General features: G+C 59.4%; 22 protein-coding genes. 15 read left to right on the forward strand and 7 right to left on the reverse strand.

Going from position 1 to position 24,794, the window contains the following annotated elements:
• Positions 1-22: 22 nt before the first annotated feature.
• Entirely contained in the window at positions 23-3,472 is a 3,450-nt protein-coding gene (locus TU76_RS17390; protein WP_330085976.1) for a DUF4329 domain-containing protein, read from the reverse strand.
• A gap of 268 nt (positions 3,473-3,740) precedes the next feature.
• On the opposite strand from TU76_RS17390, the gene urtA reads away from it, so the two are divergent.
• From urtA to TU76_RS17450, 12 genes are all read left to right on the forward strand, one after another.
• Positions 3,741-5,006 (forward strand): urea ABC transporter substrate-binding protein, encoded by a 1,266-nt coding sequence (gene urtA / locus TU76_RS17395; RefSeq protein WP_019826834.1) that lies wholly within the window; start codon positions 3,741-3,743, stop codon positions 5,004-5,006.
• A 149-nt stretch (positions 5,007-5,155) separates the two neighbouring features.
• Entirely contained in the window at positions 5,156-6,658 is a 1,503-nt protein-coding gene (gene urtB, locus TU76_RS17400; RefSeq protein WP_046810042.1) for an urea ABC transporter permease subunit UrtB, read from the forward strand.
• The gene (gene urtC / locus TU76_RS17405; RefSeq protein WP_048352209.1) at positions 6,658-7,737 is read left to right on the forward strand and encodes an urea ABC transporter permease subunit UrtC; all 1,080 of its coding nucleotides are present in this window, start codon (positions 6,658-6,660) and stop codon (positions 7,735-7,737) included. Before urtB ends, urtC begins: the two co-directional genes overlap by 1 nt.
• Positions 7,734-8,579: an urea ABC transporter ATP-binding protein UrtD gene (gene urtD / locus TU76_RS17410; RefSeq protein WP_048352210.1), complete on the forward strand. Its 846-nt coding sequence runs from the start codon at positions 7,734-7,736 to the stop codon at positions 8,577-8,579. The genes urtC and urtD overlap by 4 nt, the downstream gene beginning before the upstream one ends.
• A gap of 121 nt (positions 8,580-8,700) precedes the next feature.
• Positions 8,701-9,399, forward strand: coding sequence for an urea ABC transporter ATP-binding subunit UrtE (urtE, locus tag TU76_RS17415; protein WP_019826826.1), 699 nt, complete (start codon positions 8,701-8,703; stop codon positions 9,397-9,399).
• Positions 9,400-9,431: 32 nt separating this feature from the next.
• The gene (locus TU76_RS17420; protein WP_048352211.1) at positions 9,432-10,271 is read left to right on the forward strand and encodes an urease accessory protein UreD; all 840 of its coding nucleotides are present in this window, start codon (positions 9,432-9,434) and stop codon (positions 10,269-10,271) included.
• A gap of 52 nt (positions 10,272-10,323) precedes the next feature.
• Positions 10,324-10,626, forward strand: a complete 303-nt coding sequence (gene ureA, locus TU76_RS17425) for an urease subunit gamma (RefSeq protein WP_016783355.1) — start codon at positions 10,324-10,326, stop codon at positions 10,624-10,626.
• A gap of 9 nt (positions 10,627-10,635) precedes the next feature.
• On the forward strand, positions 10,636-11,169 hold the full coding sequence (locus tag TU76_RS17430; RefSeq protein ID WP_019826821.1) for a GNAT family N-acetyltransferase: 534 nt from the start codon (positions 10,636-10,638) through the stop codon (positions 11,167-11,169).
• Positions 11,166-11,699: a GNAT family N-acetyltransferase gene (locus TU76_RS17435; RefSeq protein ID WP_019826819.1), complete on the forward strand. Its 534-nt coding sequence runs from the start codon at positions 11,166-11,168 to the stop codon at positions 11,697-11,699. Before TU76_RS17430 ends, TU76_RS17435 begins: the two co-directional genes overlap by 4 nt.
• Positions 11,696-12,004, forward strand: a complete 309-nt coding sequence (locus TU76_RS17440; RefSeq protein WP_019826818.1) for an urease subunit beta — start codon at positions 11,696-11,698, stop codon at positions 12,002-12,004. Before TU76_RS17435 ends, TU76_RS17440 begins: the two co-directional genes overlap by 4 nt.
• A 116-nt stretch (positions 12,005-12,120) precedes the next feature.
• Entirely contained in the window at positions 12,121-13,821 is a 1,701-nt protein-coding gene (gene ureC / locus TU76_RS17445; RefSeq protein WP_048352212.1) for an urease subunit alpha, read from the forward strand.
• A 104-nt stretch (positions 13,822-13,925) separates the two neighbouring features.
• The gene (locus TU76_RS17450) at positions 13,926-15,059 is read left to right on the forward strand and encodes a sensor histidine kinase (RefSeq protein ID WP_019826814.1); all 1,134 of its coding nucleotides are present in this window, start codon (positions 13,926-13,928) and stop codon (positions 15,057-15,059) included.
• Between the two features lie 127 nt (positions 15,060-15,186).
• Here the strand turns inward: TU76_RS17450 and TU76_RS17455 are convergent, their stop codons facing one another.
• Together TU76_RS17455 and cbpA are read right to left on the reverse strand one after the other, a co-directional pair.
• Positions 15,187-15,492 (reverse strand): chaperone modulator CbpM, encoded by a 306-nt coding sequence (locus tag TU76_RS17455; RefSeq protein WP_019826812.1) that lies wholly within the window; start codon positions 15,490-15,492, stop codon positions 15,187-15,189.
• Positions 15,493-15,494: 2 nt separating this feature from the next.
• Entirely contained in the window at positions 15,495-16,406 is a 912-nt protein-coding gene (gene cbpA, locus TU76_RS17460; protein WP_019826810.1) for a curved DNA-binding protein, read from the reverse strand.
• 302 nt (positions 16,407-16,708) lie between these two features.
• Between cbpA and TU76_RS17465 the strand changes: the two genes are divergently transcribed.
• Positions 16,709-17,974 (forward strand): Hsp70 family protein, encoded by a 1,266-nt coding sequence (locus TU76_RS17465; RefSeq protein ID WP_019826808.1) that lies wholly within the window; start codon positions 16,709-16,711, stop codon positions 17,972-17,974.
• Between the two features lie 119 nt (positions 17,975-18,093).
• Here TU76_RS17465 and TU76_RS17470 read toward each other — a convergent pair whose 3' ends face one another.
• From TU76_RS17470 to TU76_RS17480, 3 genes are all read right to left on the reverse strand, one after another.
• Positions 18,094-19,104 (reverse strand): AI-2E family transporter, encoded by a 1,011-nt coding sequence (locus TU76_RS17470; RefSeq protein ID WP_019826807.1) that lies wholly within the window; start codon positions 19,102-19,104, stop codon positions 18,094-18,096.
• A gap of 195 nt (positions 19,105-19,299) precedes the next feature.
• On the reverse strand, positions 19,300-19,581 hold the full coding sequence (locus TU76_RS17475; protein ID WP_046810036.1) for a PsiF family protein: 282 nt from the start codon (positions 19,579-19,581) through the stop codon (positions 19,300-19,302).
• 85 nt (positions 19,582-19,666) lie between these two features.
• On the reverse strand, positions 19,667-20,452 hold the full coding sequence (locus tag TU76_RS17480; protein WP_048352213.1) for an AraC family transcriptional regulator: 786 nt from the start codon (positions 20,450-20,452) through the stop codon (positions 19,667-19,669).
• Positions 20,453-20,548: 96 nt separating this feature from the next.
• On the opposite strand from TU76_RS17480, the gene TU76_RS17485 reads away from it, so the two are divergent.
• On the forward strand, positions 20,549-21,424 hold the full coding sequence (locus TU76_RS17485) for a DMT family transporter (RefSeq protein WP_048352228.1): 876 nt from the start codon (positions 20,549-20,551) through the stop codon (positions 21,422-21,424).
• A 571-nt stretch (positions 21,425-21,995) separates the two neighbouring features.
• Here TU76_RS17485 and TU76_RS17490 read toward each other — a convergent pair.
• Positions 21,996-24,062, reverse strand: coding sequence for an AsmA family protein (locus TU76_RS17490; protein WP_019826181.1), 2,067 nt, complete (start codon positions 24,060-24,062; stop codon positions 21,996-21,998).
• A gap of 254 nt (positions 24,063-24,316) precedes the next feature.
• Here TU76_RS17490 and TU76_RS17495 point away from each other — a divergent pair, with 254 nt between their 5' ends.
• A complete protein-coding gene (locus TU76_RS17495) occupies positions 24,317-24,589 on the forward strand; it encodes a hypothetical protein (protein WP_019826183.1) in 273 nt (90 codons plus the stop codon).
• Positions 24,590-24,794 lie beyond the last annotated feature (205 nt).

The following is a 24,794-nucleotide window of genomic DNA, read 5'->3' on the forward strand; positions in this document are numbered from 1 at the left end:
CGGGCTGTACATAGTTAGTAGCCTAGAGTTCATCCCTGTTTGTAGCCTGGGACCTGGCCCAGGGCGCACTGGTTGACGGTCCGTATTGGGCGGTCCACGAACCTACATCCTGCTTCCAGCCGGGCGTCACCCAGCTGATTGCCGGCCAGTCACGACTGGTCTGAACCACAATCAGTTCACCGGCCTGAAGCAATGCTTTGAGGTACTCATCTTCTGTCTCGCGCCCTGTGTCGAGCTGCTGTTGATGGACGTACTGGTTGTCCCAGTAATCCGACCCCCTCACGCGTTCACACAGGTCATCTTCGGCCTTGCCCCGGCGACGTACGTATTTCAACAACGCGCCGTCATTACCCGACACGTAACCGATCTCCAGCGCAAACCCCAGGCGAGGCAGGCTCTTGGTCATGTAGCAAATATCACTCGGCCAAAAGACGTTATCCATCCACTCGCTTACACCGTGCTTGGCATAGACGGGCGTTCGAGGGCGGTGCGCGTAATAGACCGCCCAAGGGGCAAAACCGGGGGGAAAAATCGGCAGTGGTCGATTGCTGCTGGTGCCCTGTTCAAACAGCGCATTTAAAAAGATTCGATCCTGGCCATTTACCACAACCCCATTGGTTAAAGGCTCTACAGCCACATAAAGGTTTTTGACCGACGAGCGCAACATCGCCCCCATCACATCCTGTGCATGGGGGTGCGGCAGGCGTCGATGGCAATACAGAGCTGCATCATCGATATGGTTAAACACCGGGCCCAGGCTCAGTACATTGGCCCGCGAACCGCTGCCGATCGGTATCTCGAAAGCGTTGGGGCGCCATGCTGTGGTCACCCGCCCCACAGTGGCCCACAGGCTGCTCGACAGCAGCACCTGCAGCTCGCCACTGCCTGCCACATGCCTCACATACTCCGTGGGCCTGATCTTGCCGGAGATCAAACCGCCCAGCATTGAAGACTGGGACGAGAAAGGTCCGTCCAGATCCAGCAGCGGATTACGCCCCCCGGCGCGATAACTCAAGAGAGCGCCTTCGCGGGTCGAGATATACAGCAGCGGGTAAGCCGATCCCCTGGGCAAGTCATCTCGAACAGTGCTCATGAGTACTGCACTGTCGGCCAGGTCTTTGGGCGCAATAAAATCGGCGTATACACTCCCCGGCACCCGGTCTGCAGGCTCTTTAGGGGCCGCTATATACACCGAATAGCAGGCGAATCCGGCAGGCAGGTTGTGCACCTGAGTACCGGATAAAAGAGGAAATAGAGTGGATAACAGGATCGAGTTGCTGTCAGCCAAGGTCGGTTCGGTAGCGATGTACTCATCGTCGCGAAGGCTTTTCAAGATAACGCCAAACTGGCGACCGTCACGCGTGCCCATACGTTCATGGGCATAGCGCATGGCATCCAGTGCCTGGGTGAAGATGGGGCTGAACGCCGGCTGGATTTTCGACGTGTAGAGCCTGGCTCTAGGCTGGGCCGGCTTCCACAGTGGCGTCACTTTGCCCCGCTCGCCCCATAAGGCACTGCCCACCACCACGCGCAACCCGCCCACACGGCTCACCTGGGCCACGTATTCGGTGGGTTTGAGAACGTTGGCGCGCAACTTGACGTGCATCGAATTGTTGAGGGCTTGCTCCGGATGTTCTCTGGGCGGCGAGATCAACGCCATGAAGTCTGTTTCAAGGGGCGATCCGCTGGGTGTGTACTTGAGCAGTACGCCGTCCCGGGTGGATAAATAGCGTGACGGGGCCCATTCCCGCTCCTTGATTGCGGTACACAGCTCATGGGGATAAAACATGCTCTGGTTCAACTGCTCTTCAACCGGCGAACGCCACAGGCGCAACGGCTCAACTCGATGAGACTGGTAGACCGCCACCACGGCTGCGCCGTGCGGCGTAAATGACAGCAGCTCCGGGGGAATCACTCGTTGTGGATCAAACACCCGGGTATGCACTGCCAGTGGCAGCGTGGCGAAAAAGCGGTTATCCAGGCCCTGAAAAATCAACCCGCCATAGACCGCATCGACCCGCCCGGCAATCTGCTCATGGGCATAACGTGCGGCGTCGTCGGCGCTGATAAACGAAGGGCTCAGGGTGCGTCGCATAAAGCCCAGGAAGGGCTGCCAGTGGGTCTGGACCCGGCCGGTTCTACTCCAGAGTTCGCTGGTACGCACAACACTCAATTCACCGGCATGGGCCAGTAGATGGATATATGAAAGGGTTTTTTCGACATCGGCCAGCAGGTTCCTGATCAACTCCATGCCGCCGCCCTCAGCCTCGGACAACGTGGCGAAGAGGGTTTTTTCATCCGCCGAGTACCGGGACACATACTTGAGCATCGCGCCATCACGGGTGCCGATAAACAGGGGCAAAGCCCGGTGTTCCAACGGTTGGCCCACTAACCGGGCAACCTCAATCCCTTTTTCCAGAGACACCGGGTGCATGAAGTTTTTGAACAGCGAAGCCTGCTCTGCGGGAATCAGCGTCGGGTCGCGGTACTCACCGTCACAGCCATACAACGCAAAGAGCTCATAGCCCGCCAGCAGTGCCGGCTTGTTGTCCGCGGACTTGATAAACACTCGAGCCAGAGAGAAATCCATCGGCCCGGTGACCGGTTCGCACACCACAAACTCATTGCGTTGAGCATGCTTGAGAATCACCCCGAAGTGTTCATCCGCCGTTAGATCCATACGCGTTCGGACGTAATCCAGAGCCAGTGCCTGGCTGGTAACGATCGGCCCGAAAGCAGGCCGCTGCACACTCACGCGGCCCATATCCAACGAGTTCAAGGCGGCCGCTACTTCAAACGTCTTGTCCAGCGGACCGACCCTATTGCCCCACAACTCGCTGGACTGAATCACGCTGACCGTCCCAAGACTGATCAAAATATGTACAGCCTTGGCCAACGTATCAATCGCTTCATGGGCATGATCCCGAGCTCGGGCCAGGAGCTCGGCGATTTTCTTTTCCTCATCGGAGCCGCTGCATTCGTACTTGATCAGAGAGCCATTGAGTCCCGACAAATAACTGACCGGGGCAAAGCTGGCCATTCGCAGCATGTCGTAAATATCCACAGGCGAGAAAAAATTGACCCGCCTGAAACTGTCTTCACTGGGCCAACCCTCAAAGAGCACTTGAGCCTGCCCATAGGTGTCGGCATGGGAGTGATAGAAAGCGACGCAGGTGTACCCCGGCGGATGCTTGAACCTGCCCAGTTTATTGGTGGACATGACGCGCTCGGGTCTGAACAGGGCCGCGGCCCCCTTCAGCGGGCGTGTCGCGTAAAACTGCCCCTGTGTATTTTTTAAAATCGCCCCGCCGTATTGAACGTCGCGATGATCGCCAATCAACTCGTGGGCAAATCGTGCCGCGTCGTCAGCGCTCACGAACGGCGGACTCAAGGTGGGGAGCGATACGCTCACATCGGGGGCCGCCCAGCCGGGCGGGGGAATATCTGAAAGGTCCATGGAGAGTGGTCTCATGCTGGTGGAGGATCGACTTCCATCCTTCGCTTCATGGTCCGCTGCCCGGTGGTAGTTATTTACAGCGCCCCTTGAGCTGCAGGCACCAAGGCGGCGCACTCGGTGCACCACGCGCCCCCTCAAGCCCCGTACTGGTGCGCCAGCACGCCCAATCTTCGCGCAAAGCCCTGATACAGAGCCTTTTCTCCATCCCGGCACAGCCTTTGCTAAGACCTTCCCAGTGTTCAGATCAGCCCTCTAAAAAAATCAGATACCTGGAGATCGCACCATGAAGCGTCGTAGCTTGATCAAGGCTTTCACCCTGACCGCCTCTATCGCGGCCATGGGCATGACCTGGACGGTGCAAGCCGCCGAGACCATCAAGGTGGGGATTTTGCATTCGCTGTCCGGAACCATGGCGATCTCCGAAACGTCGCTTAAAGACATGGCGCTGATGACCATTGACGAGATCAATGCCAAAGGCGGCGTGAATGGCAAGATGCTCGAAGCGGTGGTCGTCGACCCTGCATCCAACTGGCCTCTGTTTGCCGAAAAGGGCCGGCAGTTGCTGACCCAGGACAAAGTGGCCGTGGTGTTCGGTTGCTGGACGTCGGTGTCACGCAAATCGGTGCTGCCGGTATTCGAAGAACTTAATGGCCTGCTGTTCTACCCGGTGCAATACGAAGGCGAAGAAATGTCGCCCAACGTGTTCTACACCGGTGCGGCGCCTAACCAGCAGGCCATTCCGGCCGTTGAATACCTGATGAGCGAAGACGGCGGCAGTGCCAAGCGCTTTGTGTTGCTGGGCACCGACTACGTGTACCCGCGCACCACCAACAAGATCCTGCGCGCGTTCCTGCACTCCAAAGGCGTGGCCGACAAGGACATCGAAGAGGTCTACACCCCGTTTGGTCACAGCGATTACCAGACCATCGTGTCCAACATCAAAAAGTTCTCGGCAGGCGGCAAAACGGCGGTGATCTCCACGGTCAACGGCGACTCCAACGTGCCGTTCTATAAAGAACTGGCCAACCAGGGCCTGAAAGCCACCGACGTTCCGGTGATCGCGTTCTCGGTGGGTGAAGAGGAACTGCGCGGCATCGACACCAAACCGCTGGTGGGCAACCTGGCCGCCTGGAACTACTTCCAGTCGGTAGAGAACCCGGCCAACGATAAATTCGTCGCCGACTGGAAAGCCTACGCCAAGAAACACAACCTGCCGGGCGCCGACAAAGCCGTGACCAACGACCCGATGGAAGCCACCTACGTGGGCATTCACATGTGGGCCCAGGCCGCTGAAAAAGCCAAGTCCACCGACGTGGATAAAGTGCGCGAAGCCCTGGCCGGCCAGACCTTTGCCGCGCCGTCGGGCTACACCCTGACCATGGACAAGACCAACCACCACCTGCACAAGCCGGTGATGATCGGCGAGATCCAGCCTGACGGTCAGTTCAGCGTGGTGTGGCAAACCGAAGGCCCGATCCGTGCCCAGCCGTGGAGCCCTTATATTTCGGGCAACGACAAAAAACCGGACTACGCGGTGAAGGGTAACTAAGGCCAGCCTCATCGTTGTGCTTTTGTGGGAGCGGGCTTGCTCGCGATGCAATCAACACGGTTTCACTGAAAGACCGCGTTGCCTGAATCGCGAGCAAGCCCGCTCCCACAGGTGTGTTGAATTGCTTCTATCTGTGCAAGGCCATAACTATGCCCACTGCCCTTTACCGCGTTATCGTCGCGCTACTGCTGTTGCTGCCCCTGGCCGTACACGCCGATGACGCCAGGGATTTCGCTGCTGCCAACAATTCACAGCAGGCCACACTGCTGCAAAGCTGGGCCGCGCAACCCGCCCCTGCCCGCGTCGAACTGATCAACAGCCTGCAACAAGGTCAGCTCACGGTAGACGGCCAGACCAAAACCCTGCGCCTGAACAACCGTCTGCGCGGGCTGATCGACACCGCACTGGCCAGCCATCAGTTGCTTGCCAGCGATCCCAAGCTGCGCCTGAGTGCGGCGCAACACCTGCAAAAATCCGCAAGCCCTGCACAACTCTCATTCCTCGACCGGCAACTGGCTGGCGAAACCGACAGCGATGTACACACCGCCCTGAGTCTGGCACTGGCCAATCTGCAACTGGTCGACCCCGACCCTGCGGTGCGTCTGGCCGCCGTGCGCCTGCTCGGAGAAACCGGCGAACCGCTGGCCCGTACCCGTCTTGAAACCCTGCTGCAACCTGGCGTCGAAACCGATGCCACGGTACACACCGCCGCCGAGACCAGCCTGTCCCAGGTCAAGCGCAAACTGATGATCGGCGACCTGCTGGGGCAGGCGTTCAGTGGTTTGTCCCTGGGTTCGATTCTGCTGTTGGCGGCGCTCGGACTGGCCATTACCTTCGGCCTGCTGGGCGTGATCAATATGGCCCACGGCGAGATGCTGATGCTCGGCGCCTATTCCACGTACTGCGTGCAGTTGCTGTTCCAGCGCTTTGCTCCTGGCGCCATCGAGTTCTACCCCTTGCTGGCATTGCCGGTCGCGTTCTTTGTCACCGCAGCCGTGGGCATGGTGCTGGAGCGCACGATCATTCGTCACCTCTACGGCCGTCCACTGGAAACCCTGCTCGCCACCTGGGGCATCAGCCTGATCCTGATCCAGCTGGTACGCGTCCTGTTCGGTGCACAAAACGTTGAAGTGGCCAACCCGGCATGGCTGTCGGGCGGGCTGCAAGTGCTGCCCAACCTTGTACTGCCGTACAACCGCCTGGTGATCATCGTCTTCGCATTGGCCGTGGTGGTACTGACCTGGCTGCTGCTGAACAAGACCCGTCTGGGCCTCAACGTTCGGGCCGTCACCCAGAACCGCAACATGGCCGCCTGCTGCGGCGTACCCACCGGGCGTGTAGACATGCTCGCCTTCGGCCTCGGCTCGGGGATTGCCGGGCTTGGCGGCGTGGCCTTGAGCCAGGTCGGCAACGTCGGCCCGGACCTGGGTCAGGGCTACATCATCGACTCGTTCCTGGTGGTGGTGCTGGGCGGTGTCGGGCAACTGGCGGGCACTGTTTACGCGGCCTTTGGCCTGGGCATTGCGAATAAGATTCTTGAACCGCAGATCGGCGCCGTACTCGGCAAAATCCTGATCCTGGGGCTGATCATTCTGTTTATCCAGAAGCGTCCGCAAGGGCTCTTCGCGCTTAAAGGACGGGTGATCGACTGATGAATCAGCCTCTGATGGTCACTGCGGCACAAAAAGCCGGGCCCACCGTTACAACCCTGGTGGGTGGCCTGGTCCTGCTGGTATTGCTGGCCTTGCCGCTGCTCTCCCTGTTGCCTGCCGACAGCCCGTTTCAGGTCTCGGCCTACACCCTCACGCTGGTGGGCAAGATCCTCTGCTACGCCATTGTCGCGCTGGCGCTGGATCTGGTCTGGGGCTACGCCGGGCGGCTGTCCCTGGGTCACGGCTTGTTCTTCGCCCTGGGTGGCTACGCGATGGGCATGTACCTGATGCGCCAGGCCTCGGGCGATGAATTGCCCGCCTTCATGACCTTTTTGTCATGGACTGAACTGCCCTGGTACTGGGTCGGCACCCAACACTTCTGGTGGGCCATGTGCCTGGTGGTACTGGCTCCCGGCTTGCTGGCACTGGTGTTCGGCTTTTTCGCCTTCCGCTCGCGAATCAAGGGCGTGTATTTCTCGATCATGACCCAGGCCCTGACCTTCGCCGGGATGCTGCTGTTTTTCCGCAACGAAACCGGGTTTGGCGGCAACAACGGCTTCACCAACTTTCGCAGCATTCTGGGCTTTGGCATCACCGAACCCGGTACCCGCGCCGCGTTGTTTTTCGCCACCGTACTGTTGCTGGTGGTCAGCCTGTTCCTCGGCTGGAAGCTGGCGCGCAGCAAGTTTGGCCGCGTACTGACCGCGCTGCGCGATGCGGAAAACCGCCTGATGTTCTGCGGCTACGACCCCCGTGGCTTCAAGCTGTTTGTGTGGGTGTTGAGCGCTGTGCTGTGCGGCCTGGCCGGGGCCTTGTATGTGCCGCAAGTCGGCATCATCAACCCCGGCGAAATGTCGCCGACCAACTCCATCGAAGCTGCCGTGTGGGTTGCCCTGGGTGGACGCGGCACCCTGATCGGCCCGCTGCTGGGTGCAGGCGTGGTCAACGGCATGAAAAGCTGGTTCACCGTGGCCTTCCCCGAATACTGGCTGTTCTTCCTGGGGGCGCTGTTCATCATCGTGACCCTGTACCTGCCCAAAGGCGTGATCGGCCTGTTGAAGAAAAAGGCCGACCAATGAGGAATGTCATGCTCGAACCTATCCTCGACCCCAACAAAGACGCAGGCAGCAGCCGTGACGCCATCAGCTTTGGCCAGCGCGTTGAACCGGGCCTGAACACCCGCCACGGCACCATCCTGACCCTGGAAGACATCAGCGTCAGCTTCGATGGCTTCAAGGCGCTGAACAACCTCAACCTGTACATCGGCGTTGGCGAATTGCGCTGCATCATCGGCCCCAATGGCGCGGGCAAGACCACCATGATGGACGTGATCACCGGCAAGACCCGGCCCAGCGAAGGGCAGGCCTGGTTCGGCGAAACCCTGGACCTGCGCCAGATGAGTGAAGTGCAGATTGCCCAGGCCGGGATCGGACGCAAGTTCCAGAAGCCCACGGTGTTCGAAGCCTTGAGCGTGTTTGAAAACCTGGAGCTGGCGCAAAAGACCGACAAGTCGGTGTGGGCCAGCCTGCGGGCAACGCTGAGCGGCGAGCAGAAGGACCGCATCGGCGAAGTGCTGCACACCATCCGTCTGAGCGGCTCGGCCCATCGACCTGCCGGGTTGTTGTCCCACGGCCAGAAGCAGTTTCTGGAAATCGGCATGCTGTTGGTGCAAGACCCGCAACTGTTGTTGCTGGACGAACCGGTGGCGGGCATGACCGACGCCGAAACCGAGTTCACCGCCGAGCTGTTCAAAAGCCTGGCGGGCAAACACTCGCTGATGGTGGTGGAGCACGACATGGGGTTTGTCGGCTCGATTGCCGATCATGTGACCGTGCTGCACCAAGGCAGCGTGTTGGCGGAGGGCTCGCTGGAGCAGGTGCAGGCGGATGAGCGAGTGATCGAGGTGTATCTGGGCCGCTGAATGCCTGCCTTGGGTGGGCGCGGGCTTGCTCGCGAATCAGGCGACGCGCTCTGTCAGTCAATACGCGGTGATGCTATCGCGAGCAAGCCCGCTCCCACAGGGGCATGGGGAGATTTTGAATATGCTGGAAGTCCGGAAACTGCATCAGTACTACGGCGGCAGCCACATCCTGCGCGGCCTGTCGTTCGAGGTAAAAGTCGGCGAGGTCACTTGCCTGCTGGGCCGCAATGGCGTGGGTAAAACCACATTGCTCAAATGCCTGATGGGCTTGCTGCCTGTCAAGGAAGGCGATGTGCAGTGGGAGGGTAAAACCATCACCACGCTCAAACCCCACCAGCGGGTCCACTCCGGAATCGCTTACGTGCCCCAGGGCCGGGAGATTTTCGGGCGCCTGACGGTGGAGGAAAACCTGCTGATGGGCCTGTCGCGCTTCCCCGGTTCCGAGGCCAGGGAGGTTCCGGCGTTTATCTACGAGCTGTTCCCGGTATTGCTGCAAATGAAACATCGACGCGGCGGCGATTTGTCCGGCGGCCAACAGCAACAATTGGCCATTGGCCGCGCGCTGGCCAGCCGTCCGCGCTTGCTGATCCTCGATGAGCCGACTGAAGGCATCCAGCCTTCGGTGATCAAAGAGATCGGAGCGGTCATCAAAATGCTCGCCGCACGGGGGGACATGGCGATTTTGCTGGTGGAGCAGTTTTATGACTTTGCCGAAGAATTGGCCGACCAGTATCTGGTGATGTCACGGGGCGAAATCGTGCAGCAAGGTCGAGGTGAAAATATGCAAACAGAGGGTGTACGCGGGCTTGTAACGATTTAATCTGCGTCTCTATTTAAAGAAAAGTCCTACAAATGAACCTGTCCGCCAACACTGCATTGTTCACCCCCAGCTGGCATGCCGAGCTGGAGCTGGGCTATGGCCGTTTTGGCGATAGCACGCGCCCTACCCTGCGCCGTCATCTGGGCCCGTTGCGGGTGCAAAAGCATCTGTACGCCGAAGGGCCGCAGGTTTGCCAGCACATCATCGTCCATCCTCCGGGCGGGATTGCCGGTGGCGATCAATTGAATATCAGTGCCAGCGTCGGCCCGGATGCCTGGGCTCAACTGACCAGCCCCGGCGCAGCCAAATGGTATCGCGCGGCCGGGCCGGCCTATCAGAACCTGACCTTAAAGGTCGCGTCCGGTGCGACCCTGGAATGGCTGCCCCAAGAAACCATCGTATTCAGCGCGGCCCAGGCCGAACTCTCGACCCGTATCGAACTTGAAGGCGATGGCCGGTTGTTTTACTGGGACATAGTGGCCTTGGGACGACTGGCCAGTGGCGAGCGTTTCGAGCACGGGCACTTCCAGTCGCGGCTGGATCTGCGCCGCGACGGTCAACTGCTCTGGCATGAGCGCCAGCGCATTGTGGGCGGCGACGGGCTGCTGGATTCGCCCATTGGCCTGGACGGCAACCCGGTGTTTGCCACGTTGCTGGTGACGGGCGAGATCAGCGCCCAATTACTGGAAACCTGTCGCTCGCTGCCCAATCCGGTGCGCGGCGACTTGACCCAGTTACCGGGTTTGCTGGTAGCCCGCTGCCTGGCGGGTGAAGCCTTGCAGGCACGGGCCTGGCTGATTGATTTATGGCGTCTGTTGCGTCCGGCGCTGCTGGGGCGAGAAGCGCTGGCCCCCAGGATCTGGAGTACTTGAGCCGCCCGCTCCCACACTCAACATTTTTAAACTGCCGAACACGGACCCGACCATGGACCTGACCCCTCGCGAAAAAGACAAGATGCTGATCTTCACCGCCGGCCTGCTGGCGGAACGTCGACTGGCCCGCGGCGTGATTCTCAACTATCCGGAAACCATCGCCTATATCTCTGCCGCCCTGCTCGAAGGCGCCCGCGATGGCCGCACCGTGGCTGAGCTGATGCACTACGGCACCACCCTGCTGACCCGCGATCAGGTGATGGAAGGCATACCGGAAATGATCCCCGACATCCAGGTCGAAGCCACCTTCCCGGATGGCACCAAACTGGTCACCGTCCACCAACCCATCGCCTGAGGTCGCACCATGCCTTACGTTATTCGTGATGCTGTCCCGGCCGATCTGCCGGCGATTCGCGATATTTACAACGATGCGGTGCTCAATACCTTGGCCATCTGGAATGAGCAGACTGTCGATCTGGACAACCGCCAGCAATGGTTCAACGCCCGCCAGGCCCAGGGTTATCCGGTTCTGGTGATCGTCGACGACGCCAATATCGCCCTGGGTTATGCCTCGTTTGGCGACTGGCGCCCGTTTGAAGGGTTCCGTCACACGGTCGAGCATTCGGTGTATGTCCACCCCGAACAACGGGGTAAACGCCTCGGTCCGCACTTGTTGAGCGAGTTGATCAAGCGTGCCCGGGCCTGCGACAAACACGTGATGGTTGCGGCCATTGAGAGCGCCAATGCGGCCTCGATCCACGTGCATAAACAACTGGGCTTTGTCACGAGCGGGCGCATGCCACAGGTGGGGATAAAATTCGGCCGCTGGCTCGACCTGACCTTTATGCAACTGATGCTCAACCCCGGCGCATTGCCACCCAAGGAACGTGCTCAATGAACATCGAACAGGTGGTGCGTGTCACGGCGCAGAGCTTTGCCCACTATCGTGAAGACTTGATTGTGCTGCTGCTCGACGCCGTCAAACATGGCGCATCAGTGGGCTTCATGAACGACCTTGACCAGCCCCAGGCCATCCGCTATTTCAACGAGGTTCATGCCCAGCTGGAGCAAGGCAACCTGCTGCTATGGGTCTTGGTTGAAGACCAGCGCGTACTGGCCAGTGTGCAACTGATCTTGTGCCAAAAGGCCAACGGCCTGAACCGCGCCGAAGTCCAAAAGTTGCTGGTGATCAACGAAGCGCGGCGGCGCGGGCTGGGCCAGGTGTTGATTCACGCACTGGAACAAGGTGCGCGGGAGCTCAAGCGGGGCTTGCTGCATTTGGACACCGAAGCGGGCTCCCCCGCCGAGAATTTCTACAGCGCCCTGGGTTATACCCGTGTTGGCGAATTGCCCAACTACTGCCAAAGCCCCAACGGCCATTACAGCCCGACCGCCATCTACTTCAAAACCTTGAGTGAACCGCAATGATTCCGGGCCAATACCACATTGAAGCTGGCGAGATCGAACTGAACGTGGGCCGCCGCACCCTGAGCCTGAGCGTGTCGAACCGTGGCGACCGTCCGATTCAGGTCGGTTCGCACTACCACTTTTACGAAACCAACGACGCCCTGATCTTTGACCGTGGTGACAGCCGCGGCATGCGCCTGAACATCCCGGCGGGCACGGCGGTGCGATTCGAGCCGGGGCAAACCCGTGAAGTGGAACTGGTGGAACTGGCCGGACTGCGCCGGGTGTTCGGCTTTGCCGGGCGGGTGATGGGCAATCTGGATTGAACCGCCCCCGTGGGAGCGAGCCTGCTCGCGAAGCTCCCGGGAGCAACACAATTACCCCATGAATTCGCGAGCAGGCTCGCTCCCACAGGGCTCGAACCAAATTTTAGGAACTCACCATGAAAATATCCCGTCAGGCCTACGCCGACATGTTCGGCCCCACCGTGGGTGACAAGGTTCGTTTGGCCGATACCGAGCTGTGGATCGAGGTCGAGCAGGACTTCACCACCTACGGCGAAGAAGTGAAGTTTGGCGGCGGCAAAGTGATTCGTGACGGTATGGGCCAAAGCCAGTTGCTCGCCTGCGAGGTGGTCGACACCCTGATCACCAACGCGCTGATCATCGATCACTGGGGCATCGTCAAGGCCGATGTGGGCCTCAAGAACGGTCGCATCCACGCCATCGGCAAAGCCGGCAACCCGGATATCCAGCCCAATGTGACCATTGCCATCGGCGCCAGCACCGAAGTGATCGCCGGCGAAGGCATGATCCTCACGGCAGGCGGCATCGACACCCATATCCACTTCATCTGCCCGCAGCAGATCGAAGAAGCACTGAACAGTGGCGTGACGACCATGATCGGCGGCGGCACCGGCCCGGCCACCGGCACCAATGCCACGACCTGTACGCCAGGCCCGTGGCATATGGCGCGCATGCTGCAGGCCGCCGATTCGTTCCCAATGAACATGGGCTTTACCGGCAAGGGTAACGCCAGCCTGCCACAGCCGCTGATCGAGCAGGTGGAAGCCGGGGCCATCGGCCTCAAGCTGCACGAAGACTGGGGCACCACCCCGGCGTCCATCGACAACTGCCTGAATGTAGCCGACCGCTATGACGTGCAAGTCGCAATCCACAGCGACACCCTGAATGAATCGGGCTTCGTCGAAACCACCCTGGCCGCGTTCAAGGGCCGCACGATTCACACTTATCACACCGAAGGTGCCGGTGGCGGCCATGCGCCGGACATCATCAAGGCCTGCGGCCTGGTCAATGTGCTGCCCAGCTCCACCAATCCGACCCGGCCCTTTACCCGCAACACCATCGACGAACACCTCGACATGTTGATGGTGTGCCATCACCTGGACCCGAGCATTGCCGAGGATGTGGCCTTCGCCGAAAGCCGTATCCGCCGCGAAACCATTGCCGCCGAAGACATCCTCCATGATCTGGGCGCGTTCTCGATGATCAGCTCCGACAGCCAGGCCATGGGCCGTGTGGGCGAAGTCATCACCCGCACGTGGCAGACTGCCGACAAAATGAAGAAGCAACGCGGCCCGCTGCCCGAAGATAGCCCGGGCAACGATAACTTCCGCGCCAAACGTTATATCGCCAAGTACACCATCAACCCGGCCATCACCCACGGCGTGAGCCATGAAGTGGGGTCGATCGAGGTGGGCAAGTGGGCCGACCTGGTGCTGTGGCGCCCGGCATTTTTTGGGGTCAAGCCGACGCTGATCCTCAAGGGCGGCGCGATTGCCGCCAGCCTGATGGGCGATGCCAACGCCTCCATCCCCACCCCGCAACCCGTGCATTACCGCCCGATGTTCGCAAGCTACGGGGGCTCGCGCCATGCCACCTGCCTGACCTTTATCAGCCAGGCCGCCTTTGACGCAGGCGTACCCGAAGCGCTGGGTTTGCAAAAGCAAATCGCGGTGGTCAAAGGCTGTCGCGATGTGCAAAAAACCGACCTGATTCATAACGGTTATTTGCCCAAGATCGAAGTCGACCCCCAGACCTATCAGGTCAAGGCCGACGGTGTGTTGCTGTGGTGTGAACCGGCTGATGTGTTGCCGATGGCACAGCGCTACTTTTTATTCTGATGCGCTGCGTTTGCAAGGGATTGGCGGTTGTATTGAAAAGCTGCGTTTGACGTTAAGATGCGTCACCTTCCAATACAGCCGCTCTTGCAGCGAGGTTTGTGGCCATGCGCCTATCTGAATTCATCGTGCACAATGTTGATCGTATCGTCGATGAATGGGAGCAGTTTGCCGAAACCATCACACCGGCTGCCGATTCCATGACCAGCCTGGCGTTGCGCGACCATGCCAAAGAGATCCTGCTGGCCGCATCGCGGGACATGGACACCGCGCAAACGGCCAGCGAGCAGCAGGCCAAGGCCGAGGGTGAGGGGCCCGAAACAAGCCCCGCTCTGGACGAAGCCGCCGCCAGCCACGGCGAACTGCGCCATACCGTGGGTTTTGATCTGGTACAGATGACTTCGGAGTTCCGTCATTTGCGCGCCTGCGTGATCCGCCTGTGGGTGGCCAGCATCGACTCTCCGGCCCTCTCGCACATGCAGGACATGATCCGCTTCAACGAGGCCATCGATCAGGCGCTGGCCGAATCAACGGCGGCCTACGCCGAACAGGTCAATCGCTCCCGGGACATCTTCCTCGCCATCCTTGGCCATGACCTGCGCGCACCGTTGCAGGCGGTGAGCATGTCCACTGAAATGCTGGAGCGCAAAGCACGGCTCGACGCCGATGCGTTGACCTATGTGCTGGCGATCAAAAATGGCACCCGCCACATGGGCTCGATGGTCAATGACCTGCTGGAGTTTGTGCGCAGCCGTCTGGGCAGCAATCTACCGATCGAACCCCTGGCCATGGACCTAGCCGTCGCCTGTCAGGCGGCGCTCGATGAAGCCTGTGCCGGTCAACCGGACCGTGCACCGAGCTTGCAGGTTGAGGGCGACGTGCAAGGCCATTGGGACCCGCGCAGGCTGGGGCAGCTGCTTCAGAACCTGATCGGCAATGCGCTGCAGCACGGTGCCCGCAAAGGTAACGTGACGCTGACCCTGAGCGGGGACATGAGCAACGTTACCTTGCGCATCCACAACCTTGGCCTGCCCATTGCCCAGGACGCCATAGGCACCCTGTTCGACCCGCTGGTACGCAGCCCGAGCGAAGACATCACCCAGCCGGGAACGTCGACCAGCCTTGGGCTTGGCCTGTTTATCATCAAGGAAGTGGTGGACGCCCATAAAGGCAGCATCGAAGTGACCTCAAGCGAAGCCGACGGCACGACGTTTACCGTGGTGCTGCCAAGAAACGCCTGAGCCATCTGCAAACGCCCTCTGTGGGAGCGGGCTTGCTCGCGATGCAGTCGCCGCGGTTCAACAGGAACACCGCGCCGATACCATCACAGGCAAGCCAGCTCCCACAAAGCCTGTGGGCATGCTTCATTTATTGCGTCACAAAGCGCCCCAACTGCTGCTTGAGCCGCTGATTTTCGGCCCGCAGTTGCTGCACTTCTTCGAGCAGGTCCAGCGCCAGGGCGACGCCTTCCCACTCTATTTGCAGATCATCACGCAGCTTGGCCGCACGCCTGGCGATGGCCAGTTCGTAGTCTTCAAAACGCCACACGTCAGGCGTGCGGCCCTGAGGTTCGATAATTCCGTGTTCGACAATCTCTATCACGTAAGTGGCCGGGATATTGGCCTCTTCGCAGAACCTTTCCATGTCCAGCTGAACGATCAGGGTGCTGCTCATGATCAGTTACTCCATTGTTCTCTCGGATCAAATGCTGCTTTGTCGGCGAGTTCTTGCCACAGTGCTTTAGTGGCCTCGTCGGTATGCTTGGGCATGACTACTTTCAATTGGGCATACAAATCACCACGCTGGCCTTGCTTGTCCGCCAAGCCGTGGCCCTTGATCCGCATGCGCTGACCGCTCTGACTGTCAGGGCGAATAGTCATCATCACCTTGCTGGTCAGGGTTGGTATCGCCACCTTGGTACCCAGCGCAGCTTCCCACGGGGCCAATGGCACCGTGATTACCAGGTCATGGCCTTCGACATCGAACTTGGGGTGCGGCGCAAAACGGATGATCAGGTACAGATCACCATTGGCTCCACCGCCCATGCCCGGCGCGCCCTGCCCTTTAAGGCGGATACGCTCGCCGTCGGTCACACCGGCAGGAATTTTCACACTCAGGGTCTTGCTGGTATCGCCGATCTGGAAGCTGATCTGCTTCGACTCACCAGACAGGGTTTCTTCAAGAAAAATCGGCAATTCCATTTCTACATCCTGCCCGCGACGGCCCGCACTGCGGCCCGACTGCCCACCAAATCCATTACCGCGCGAACCGAAGATCGAGCTGAAAAAGTCTGAAAAATCGCCGTTGTTCTCGAAACCACCACTGGAATGACCCTGCCAGCCTGGCGGCCCCTGGAATGGCTGACCATGCTGACCGTATTTACGAATCTCATCGTATTCGGCGCGTTTTTCGGCACTTTTAAGTGCTTCATACGCTTCGTTGACGTCCTTGAACTTGCTCTCGGCGTCCTTTTCCTTGCTCACATCCGGGTGATATTTGCGCGCCAGCTTGCGATAGGCGGTCTTGATCGCCTTGTCGTCGGCCGTGGGCTCAACACCCAGGATCTTGTAATAGTCTTTGAAGTCCATGTAAGGATCACCATCCGTTATCAATATCGCGCTGTTCCAGACCACCCAGAATGCTCTGGTTGACCGGCCTGTCAATTGACCGGTCTCAATCGTGTGACGGAACGCCGCTGCAAAAGTTTATCGGCAGCCTACGGGCTTCACTCAGTCGCCTGACAACTACCAAACCAATGTCTGGAAGTTTGGGGGTGAAGGATAGTCTTTCAAGTGGATTAAAACCTGCGAATTAGCGAATCGTCGCCCTTCGATTCTTCGACGGTCTGACATACACTGCGCGGCCGTTTTTTAACCGGAACACGAAAGACATGAAAAGCGCCTCTCCAGCCCGTGCCTGCGGCATCGACTTCGGCACGTCCAACTCCACCGTCGGCTGGCTTCGTCCAGGCGTGGAAACCCTCATCGCGCTGGAGGACGACAAGATCACCCTGCCCTCAGTGGTGTTCTTCAATATTGAAGAGCGCCGCCCGGTGTATGGCCGTCTGGCGCTGCATGAGTACCTGGAAGGCTACGAAGGCCGCCTGATGCGCTCGCTCAAGAGCCTGCTGGGTTCCAAGCTGATCAAGCACGACACCAGCGTCCTGGGGACGGCAATGCCGTTCAAGGACTTGCTGGGGCTGTTCATCGCGCAGCTCAAAAAGCGCGCTGAGGCGACCGCCGGTCGAGAATTTGAAGAAGTGGTGCTGGGTCGCCCGGTTTTTTTCGTCGATGACGATCCCCTGGCGGACCAGGAAGCCGAAAACACCCTGACCGACGTGGCTCGTGCCATCGGTTTCAAAGAAGTGTCTTTCCAGTACGAACCGATCGCAGCGGCATTCGATTACGAGTCCACTATCGAACGCGAAGAGCTGGTACTGATCGTCGACATCGGCGGTGGTACGTCCGACTTCTCGCTGGTGCGCCTGTCGCCAGAGCGTCGTGGCATGGACAACCGCCAGGACGACATCCTCGCCACCGGTGGTGTACACGTGGGCGGGACCGATTTCGACAAACAGCTGAGCCTGCAAGGCGTGATGCCGCTCTTCGGCTACGGTAGCCGCATGAAAAGCGGCGCCTATATGCCTACCAGCCATCACATGAATCTGGCGACCTGGCACACCATCAACTCGGTGTATTCGCAAAAATCCCAGCTGGCGCTGGGCAGCATGCGCTACGACATCGAAGACACCGGCGGCATCGACCGGCTGTTCAAGCTGATTGAACAGCGTGCCGGTCACTGGCTGGCGATGGAAATCGAAGAAACCAAGATCCAGCTGACCCATAACGACAGCCGCCACTTGCCCCTGGACCGGGTTGAAGCGGGACTGAGCGTTGACCTGAGCCGTGGGCTGTTCGAAGCGGCCATCGACAATCAGCTGGAACGTATCCGCAACAGCGTGACCCACTTGCTTACCAGCGCAGGCGTAGGTGTCGAGCAGGTCGACACGGTGTTCTTCACCGGCGGTTCGAGCGGCATTCCTGCATTGCGCCAGAGCGTTGCCGCCATGTTGCCCAATGCCCGTCATGTTGAAGGCAATATTTTCGGCAGCATCGGCAGCGGTTTGGCGATTGAGGCTAAAAAGCGTTACGGCTAATCCCGTAATACTCATTCCCCCGTAGCAGCTGCCGAAGGAACGAGGCTGCGTTCGGCGGCGTAGCCGTCGTAAAATCAGATCACGCGGTTTACAGATAAACCGCGCGTTCAGGATTTGCGTTAAACCAACCCCACCTGCTTCAACTCGCTTTTCAAATATGCGTAATAAATCGGTCCGGCCACCACACCCGGCAGGCCGAACGCTGCCTCAAATACCAGCATCGCGAGCAACAACTCCCACGATTTGGCGCTGATCTGCCCACCCACAATTCTGGCGTTAAGAAAGTATTCCAGCTTGTGGATAACGATCAGGTAGCCCAACGCACCTACCGCCACCCATATCGACAGTGACAAGCCAACAATGGTGATGAGCGTGTTGGAGATCAGGTTACCGATCACCGGCAACAAGCCCAGCAGGAAGGTCAGCACGATCAGGGTTTTGGTCAGCGGCAAGTGAACGCCCATCAGCGGCAGGATCACGGCCAGGAAAATCCCGGTAAACGCGGTGTTGAGCAGCGCAATCTTGATTTGCGCAAACACGATATTGCGAAACGCCTGTACCAGCAGGTGCAGTCGCTCGAACAGCGCGGCAGACAGCGGCTTGCGACGGCTGATATCAGGAATGGTCTGCAAGGCCATGATTGCCCCCAGCACCATGCCGATCAGCAGGGTCACGAACATGTGCGCCGCGTCTTTGCCCACCAGTTGCAGATCGCTGAGATGCTTGTTCATCCACTGCCCGATGGCCACCCGGAACTCAGCAGCGCTGGCAGGCAGGTAACTGTCCAGAAACGGCGGCAATTGACCCCGTGCCCGATCGACCACGGCCATGAACTTGTTCAGTGAAGCGCCTGGATTTTCGGCTTCATGCAGCAAAAAGCTGATGGCTCCGGCAAAAATCAGCGCCAGTACGCTGACAATCAGCGTCCCCAGCAATGCGACCGCCAGCCAGCGCGCACGGCGCCCGGCAATCAGACGCTGCAGTTGGGGGGTGAGCATGTTGACCAGTTCGAACACCAACAACCCAGCCAGCAGGCTGGGCAACAAACGCAACGGGAAAACCAGTAGCAGGCCGCCAGCAATGATGATGTAGCTGGCCAACACGATGTGACGCTGGGAAAACGATGGCATACAGCCTCAAAACTGACAGCGTGAAAGGAAAGGCAGTCTGCCAGCCTTCGGCGGGGAGCACTAGAATTTGTGACCGGCGAGTGCTGAAGCCACACCTCAATGCCCCTGTGGGAGCGAGCCTGCTCGCGAATGATCTTCGCAAGCAGGCTTGCTTCCACAGTTGAAGTGTCTCGTCAGCAGCGACAAGAGCCCGCTTTATTTTTTCTTCAGGCACTCGCTCATAAAGGCTTTGCGCGCATCACCCTTGAGTTCCTGGGTACCGGCGGTGGCGTTGCAGGTTTTCATTTTTTCTTGCTGCGTGGCCGGTTTCGCCTTGAGGCAGGTGCTCATAAAGGCTTTGCGCTCATCCCCCTTAAGGGCTTTGGCACTCGCGTCAGCGTTGCAGGTAGTCATTTTGTTTTGTTGGGCAGTGGCCGCAAAACCCTGGGAGCACAGCAGCAGACCTATCAGCAGCAGAGGAACACGCAGCATCTTCATGGAGTTTTCTCTTTGTTGACGCGCCACGTTTCAGCGCGGGTAAATGCAGTGTAGACAAACCTAGTTACAACACTGACTCACCACTTCAAAGATGACGTGCCTGGCGCCGATACTGCTCTGGCGTACACCCGGCCTGGCGCGCAAACATCGCGATAAACGCCGATGAGGTGCTGTAGCCCAGATCAAAGCCCACCTCCTGCACGCTACGCGAGGACTCCAGCGCCTCGATCGCCGCCAGAAAGCGCAGACGCTGACGCCACTCACCAAAGCTCATGCCCAGTTCGCGCACAAACAGCCGCGCCAGGGTGCGCTCGCTGACATGCACCTGCTGCGCCCACTGGCCCAGCGGCCGGTTATCGCCGGGGGACAGTTGCAGCGCCTCCAGCACCAGTAACAAGCCAGGATGGCTGGCATAGGGCAAGAAACACTGATGCATCGGCGCCTGACGCAATTGGTCGACCAGCACCTGCGCCAGTCGAACATCCGCCTCGCTCTGGGGGATATTGATATCGCGGCGGGCGAAATCACTGAGGATTGCCTTGAGAATATCGCTGATGGCCAGGGTGACCGGGGTGGTCGGCAGGTGCTGGCAGTGAACCGCATCCAGATACACCGAACGGTAAACAATGGCCTGCGCATTGCTGGCGCTGTGCTCGGTGTTGGGCGGGATCCAGACCGCGTATTGGGGCGGCGACATAAAGCGCCGACCATCGACTTCAAAGCGCATAACCCCGTGGGCCACGTAGTCCAGCGAGCCCCAGGCATGGACATGGGGTACGGCATGGCTGTGGGCCTGAAACTCGGCGTAGCGAAAGTAAACCGGTGCAGGCAAGCCGTCGAACTCGGGGACGCTGATCAGATTCTTGCGCATGCTGTCTGGATTCGGTGTGAGATTGGCCGGATCGCAGTATAGGCTTGCAGACAGACAGGCGGATAATCGTCGCTCATTGAATGTATGGTTGTCCTGATGCAATACGCTTACCCGCTACTGGCCATTTTTATCTGGGCCGGCAATACCGTAATCAACAAGTTGGCGGTCGGGGCGATCTTTCCGTCCGAGATCGGTTTCTACCGCTGGCTGCTGGCCGGTCTGCTGTTTACTCCCTTCATGCTCAAACCGGTCATGGCCAACTGGCCGGTCATCCGCCCGAACCTGGGCAAGATCTTCGTCCTTGGCGTGCTTGGCATGGCGATTTACCAAAGCCTGGCCTACTACGCGGCGGCCAGGACCTCAGCTACCAACATGGGCATTATCCTGTCGCTGATGCCATTGATGGTGCTTGCGATGTCCATCATCAGCCTGGGCCAGAGCCTGACGGCCGGAGCATTGGTGGGCGCCATCGTGTCATTTGTCGGGGTGCTGGTGGTGGTGTCGAGCGGCAGCCTCAGGGCTTTGCTCGATCACGGCCTGAACCTGGGCGACGCGATGATGCTGGTCGCGACGCTGGCCTATGCGATTTACAGCACGCTGCTGAAGAAATGGCAGTTGCGCCTGCCGCCGCTGCAAATGCTGTACCTGCAAGTCCTCGTGGCAATTGTGGTGTTATTCCCGCTGTACCTGGCCTCCCCCAAGGTGGGCCCGACCGTTCACAACATGGGGCTGGTGCTCTACGCCTGTGTGCTGGCGTCGATGATCGCGCCCTTGGCCTGGATGAAAGCCGTGGCCACCCTGGGTCCGAGCCGCACCACGCTGTTTTTCAATCTGCTGCCGCTGATTACGGCATTGATTGCTGCCGTGGTATTGAAGGAACAGTTGCATGCCTACCACCTGATGGGTGGCGCGCTGACTCTGGGCGGGGTGATTTTGTCCGAACGCTGGACTACGCCACTTCGCAAAGCCTGACAGCTCTGTCTCAACCTGTAGATACTCTGTTGCCAACCGGCCTGTTTAGAGAAATGTGCTTCGCTAAACAGGTCCGCCTGTAGGCCGCCTCGGCGGGCCGTTGATCTTGTTTTTGCACTGGTTTTTGATCTGCCTGCCCTTCGGGAGGCCGAGCGCAGGTTCTGCGTAGTGGGTCGACCGGCATGGATGCCGGGAGAGCCGTGTTGGGCCATGGATGGCCCGTCACGGCGTGCCCACGGAGCGGGACCGGAGTGAGGGACACCTGAGCGCAGCGAGGGCCGTACGCTGGGGCAAGGCCTTTTTGGTGGGCCTGTCTCCCTGCAGCGGACGCCTCGCCCAGGCTCGGTGGTTCCCTCACTCCGGCACTGTCATGGGCATTCGCGTCGTCTGGACATTCGTGTGGCTCCAGCAAAAGCAAAATGCATCGCAGGCGTCACAGAACCCTACGAAAAACGGTTTAGCGCCAACATACAAGCCGCTGCCGCAGGCTGCGATGGGCAGCGCAGCGGCCCGCTTTGGCATTCAAAGCAAAGGCCTTGCGGTGGCAGCGGCTACATCCGTTCTGCAGGGCTTATTTCACTGTTTTCGGCACTTTGCCCTGCTGCATTTGCTGCAGCAGAGGCGCGCACTGGTTGGGTTCGCCGCCGCTCGGCGCAACCAATGCCAGCAGCCCCGCCGCCGGACCGGCAATCACGCCCAGCGCCACCATACCGGCACCACGCAACAGCAGCGGTACGGCTTGCACACCCGCCGACGGGTTGGCAAAGGTGCCGCGTACATACAGCGGTGAACGCAGCGAGAACAATCGCAGGCCCTTGGACTCAGGGGTGATTTTCAAGTCGAGCTGTTCGGTGGCGAAATTGACCGTACCGTCAATGTAGATAATCGCGTTCTCGGTATCGAACACAAACAACCGGGTGCTGGCCAGACCACTCTTGATTCCAAAGTCTGCTGCGGCGCAGTTGATTTTGACGTCTTCGTCGCCAAAAATTTTGCCCACTACATAGTTGCCCACATTCAAACCGGCTATTTCCATCAGGCTGCGGCTGATGGCGCCGTCATTGATGATCATCTTCAAATCACCATTGGCGGTGCCCAACAACTTGGCAACCGAGTTGCCGGTCCCGGCAATCGTGGCATCGCCATTGAGCTCACCGAAGCTGGTTTTCATCGGTTCAAAGGTGGGGAACAGTTGCTTGAGCTTGAAGTTGCGCGCGGTCAATTTGGCGCTGCCCTTTAACGGCGTAGCACGGCCATTGAGACGAATCTGCGCATCCAGCTTGCCGCCCGCCACGCCAAAGCGCAGCGGTTCGAGGCTCAGTTCGCCGTCATCGAGCACCAGATGGGTGAAGAGGTCGGTAAACGGCAACTCGGCGCTCTGCACGATGCGCTTGCCGGTGAGTTCGACATCGGCGTCCATGTCGCGCCAGCGCTCGGTGCGGAACTCCTCGACCGGCAGCACTTTACCCGCAGGCTGTTTGCTTTCGCCGCCACGGGCCTTTTGCTCGGTGTTGGAGTCGGCGCCAATCAGCGGTGCCAGGTCAGCCATCAGCAGTTGGTTGGACACCAGCTTGCCGGACAACTTGGGCCGCGGCTGACTGGCCACGTATTTCAGGTCGCCGTGAATATCACTGCTACCGATTTTGCCGTTGAAGTTTTCATAGCTGAAGGTCGCGCCCCCTGGCTCTCGCAACGCGGCGATCAAATGACCGTCGGTCGAGTAGGGCGGCGAATCCGGCAAGGTCACGCCGGTCAACGGATAGAGGTTGCTCAGGCTGGTTCCGGCCAACTTCAGGCGCAGGTTCAGCGCGCCCAGATTCAGTGGATCGGTCAGGGTCCCGGCGAGCGCCACGCGGGTGTCGGCAATGCTGACCTGTGCTTGCAGCGGGAAGGGTCTGGTCGAGTCTTGCAACGCCAGCAGGCCGCCAATCTTGCCCGTGCCGTTGAGCTTTTGGTCGTGGTACTGACCTTTGACCTTGAGGGCGAAGGCATAGTCCTGCGCCTGGCTGCCTTTTTCCAGAGTCTTTTTCGCGTCTGCTTCGCCGACGATTTCGCTAAAAGGGATAGGTTTGCCCAACGGATCGATCAGCACATCCAGGCGGGCTTTGAGGGTTTGGTCATTAAGCGTGACATGCCCCTTGTCGAAACCGATGGCGCCTATATCAACCGTCCAGGCTGACGGCTCTGCGTTCGGGTCCTTGGGGTCGAACGTAAAATTCCAGTTCGCCCGGCCATCCGCCAGACGCTCAAGGTGGGCGCTGGGCTGCGTCAGGTTGATACGCGGGATATCCACCGTCCGGGTCAGCAGTGCCAGGGGCGAGAGGCGCAGCTCAACTTTTTTGAGGCTGGCCATTTGCGGAGTTTTCAACCACTCGGGGTTACCCAGGGTCAGGTCGTGGGCAATGACATGGGGCCAGGGCACCCAGGCGCGCCAGCCGCCCTCGTCCTCTTCGCGCTGCCAGCGCACGGCCAGATCACCGTTGATGGCAAACGGGCGATGAAGGATTTCGGACACTTGGGTGTTGATGGTCGGCTTGATGCGGTTCCAGTCGAAGGTAGCGAGGATTACCACCAGCACAGCCACCAGCAAGACGAAAATTGCGCCTATCCAGGCAAGGGTTTTACGGGTGCGCGTCATGTCACGGCTCCTTGATTACGACTGAACGTCCCAGTTACGACGCCTCTAAATGTACGACTGGCAAAGACGACTCAAGGTTTAACCCCGGTACGACTTTCGTGTAAAAAACCTCGGAAGCCTCAGGCTAGAGCCCCCGAATCTGAACAATCAATTCTGTCGATTATCACCATTGCCCGTATGAACTTTGATATCCGGTAGCCAAGCGTAGCATTGCCACAACACCTACTTAGTTGCACTGCTACGGAGCACACACCATGAAACGCCCATTACTGCTTGGCCTGACCCTTTCACTTTTCGCCGTCAACGCTTTTGCCCTGCCAGCCGACGACGAGCCAACCCCAATGGTACAACCTGCATCGAGCACGTTGAGCCAACCCCTCAACCCGGTGGCTGAAGATGGCGCGCAACGTACTCTGGATCAGCAAAATCGCGTCGCTGAAGATGGCTACGATCGCACCCCAAGCAATCAGTTTGTCGCCGAAGGTGGCGCTGAACGCCTGGCCGAGCGCAATCAACGTGCGAGCTAATGTTTTCGTAGCAGCTGGCGAAGGCTGCGTCCGGTTGCGAAGCAATCGTAGGTCCTGAGAACCCGGTTTACCTGATACATCTCAGCGTCTGACTTTGCGATGGCTACGCCATCGGACGCAGCCTGCGGCAGCTGCTACGAGAATATTGATACCTTCACCGTTCGACGTCATCAAAGCCGATTTGCTAGAGTGCGCCGCTGTACTT

This window comes from Pseudomonas psychrophila (genome assembly GCF_001043005.1).
GTDB classification, from domain to species: domain Bacteria; phylum Pseudomonadota; class Gammaproteobacteria; order Pseudomonadales; family Pseudomonadaceae; genus Aquipseudomonas; species Aquipseudomonas psychrophila.

Excerpts from the sequence above, each read along its gene's own strand:
- TU76_RS17390 (WP_330085976.1), bottom strand. The coding sequence starts at position 3,472 with ATGAGACCACTCTCCATGGACCTTTCAGATATTCCCCCGCCCGGCTGG.
- urtA (WP_019826834.1), top strand. The coding sequence starts at position 3,741 with ATGAAGCGTCGTAGCTTGATCAAGGCTTTCACCCTGACCGCCTCTATC.
- urtB (WP_046810042.1), top strand. The coding sequence starts at position 5,156 with ATGCCCACTGCCCTTTACCGCGTTATCGTCGCGCTACTGCTGTTGCTG.
- urtC (WP_048352209.1), top strand. The coding sequence starts at position 6,658 with ATGAATCAGCCTCTGATGGTCACTGCGGCACAAAAAGCCGGGCCCACC.
- urtD (WP_048352210.1), top strand. The coding sequence starts at position 7,734 with ATGAGGAATGTCATGCTCGAACCTATCCTCGACCCCAACAAAGACGCA.
- urtE (WP_019826826.1), top strand. The coding sequence starts at position 8,701 with ATGCTGGAAGTCCGGAAACTGCATCAGTACTACGGCGGCAGCCACATC.
- TU76_RS17420 (WP_048352211.1), top strand. The coding sequence starts at position 9,432 with ATGAACCTGTCCGCCAACACTGCATTGTTCACCCCCAGCTGGCATGCC.
- ureA (WP_016783355.1), top strand. The coding sequence starts at position 10,324 with ATGGACCTGACCCCTCGCGAAAAAGACAAGATGCTGATCTTCACCGCC.
- TU76_RS17430 (WP_019826821.1), top strand. The coding sequence starts at position 10,636 with ATGCCTTACGTTATTCGTGATGCTGTCCCGGCCGATCTGCCGGCGATT.
- TU76_RS17435 (WP_019826819.1), top strand. The coding sequence starts at position 11,166 with ATGAACATCGAACAGGTGGTGCGTGTCACGGCGCAGAGCTTTGCCCAC.
- TU76_RS17440 (WP_019826818.1), top strand. The coding sequence starts at position 11,696 with ATGATTCCGGGCCAATACCACATTGAAGCTGGCGAGATCGAACTGAAC.
- ureC (WP_048352212.1), top strand. The coding sequence starts at position 12,121 with ATGAAAATATCCCGTCAGGCCTACGCCGACATGTTCGGCCCCACCGTG.
- TU76_RS17450 (WP_019826814.1), top strand. The coding sequence starts at position 13,926 with ATGCGCCTATCTGAATTCATCGTGCACAATGTTGATCGTATCGTCGAT.
- TU76_RS17455 (WP_019826812.1), bottom strand. The coding sequence starts at position 15,492 with ATGAGCAGCACCCTGATCGTTCAGCTGGACATGGAAAGGTTCTGCGAA.
- cbpA (WP_019826810.1), bottom strand. The coding sequence starts at position 16,406 with ATGGACTTCAAAGACTATTACAAGATCCTGGGTGTTGAGCCCACGGCC.
- TU76_RS17465 (WP_019826808.1), top strand. The coding sequence starts at position 16,709 with ATGAAAAGCGCCTCTCCAGCCCGTGCCTGCGGCATCGACTTCGGCACG.
- TU76_RS17470 (WP_019826807.1), bottom strand. The coding sequence starts at position 19,104 with ATGCCATCGTTTTCCCAGCGTCACATCGTGTTGGCCAGCTACATCATC.
- TU76_RS17475 (WP_046810036.1), bottom strand. The coding sequence starts at position 19,581 with ATGAAGATGCTGCGTGTTCCTCTGCTGCTGATAGGTCTGCTGCTGTGC.
- TU76_RS17480 (WP_048352213.1), bottom strand. The coding sequence starts at position 20,452 with ATGCGCAAGAATCTGATCAGCGTCCCCGAGTTCGACGGCTTGCCTGCA.
- TU76_RS17485 (WP_048352228.1), top strand. The coding sequence starts at position 20,549 with ATGCAATACGCTTACCCGCTACTGGCCATTTTTATCTGGGCCGGCAAT.
- TU76_RS17490 (WP_019826181.1), bottom strand. The coding sequence starts at position 24,062 with ATGACGCGCACCCGTAAAACCCTTGCCTGGATAGGCGCAATTTTCGTC.
- TU76_RS17495 (WP_019826183.1), top strand. The coding sequence starts at position 24,317 with ATGAAACGCCCATTACTGCTTGGCCTGACCCTTTCACTTTTCGCCGTC.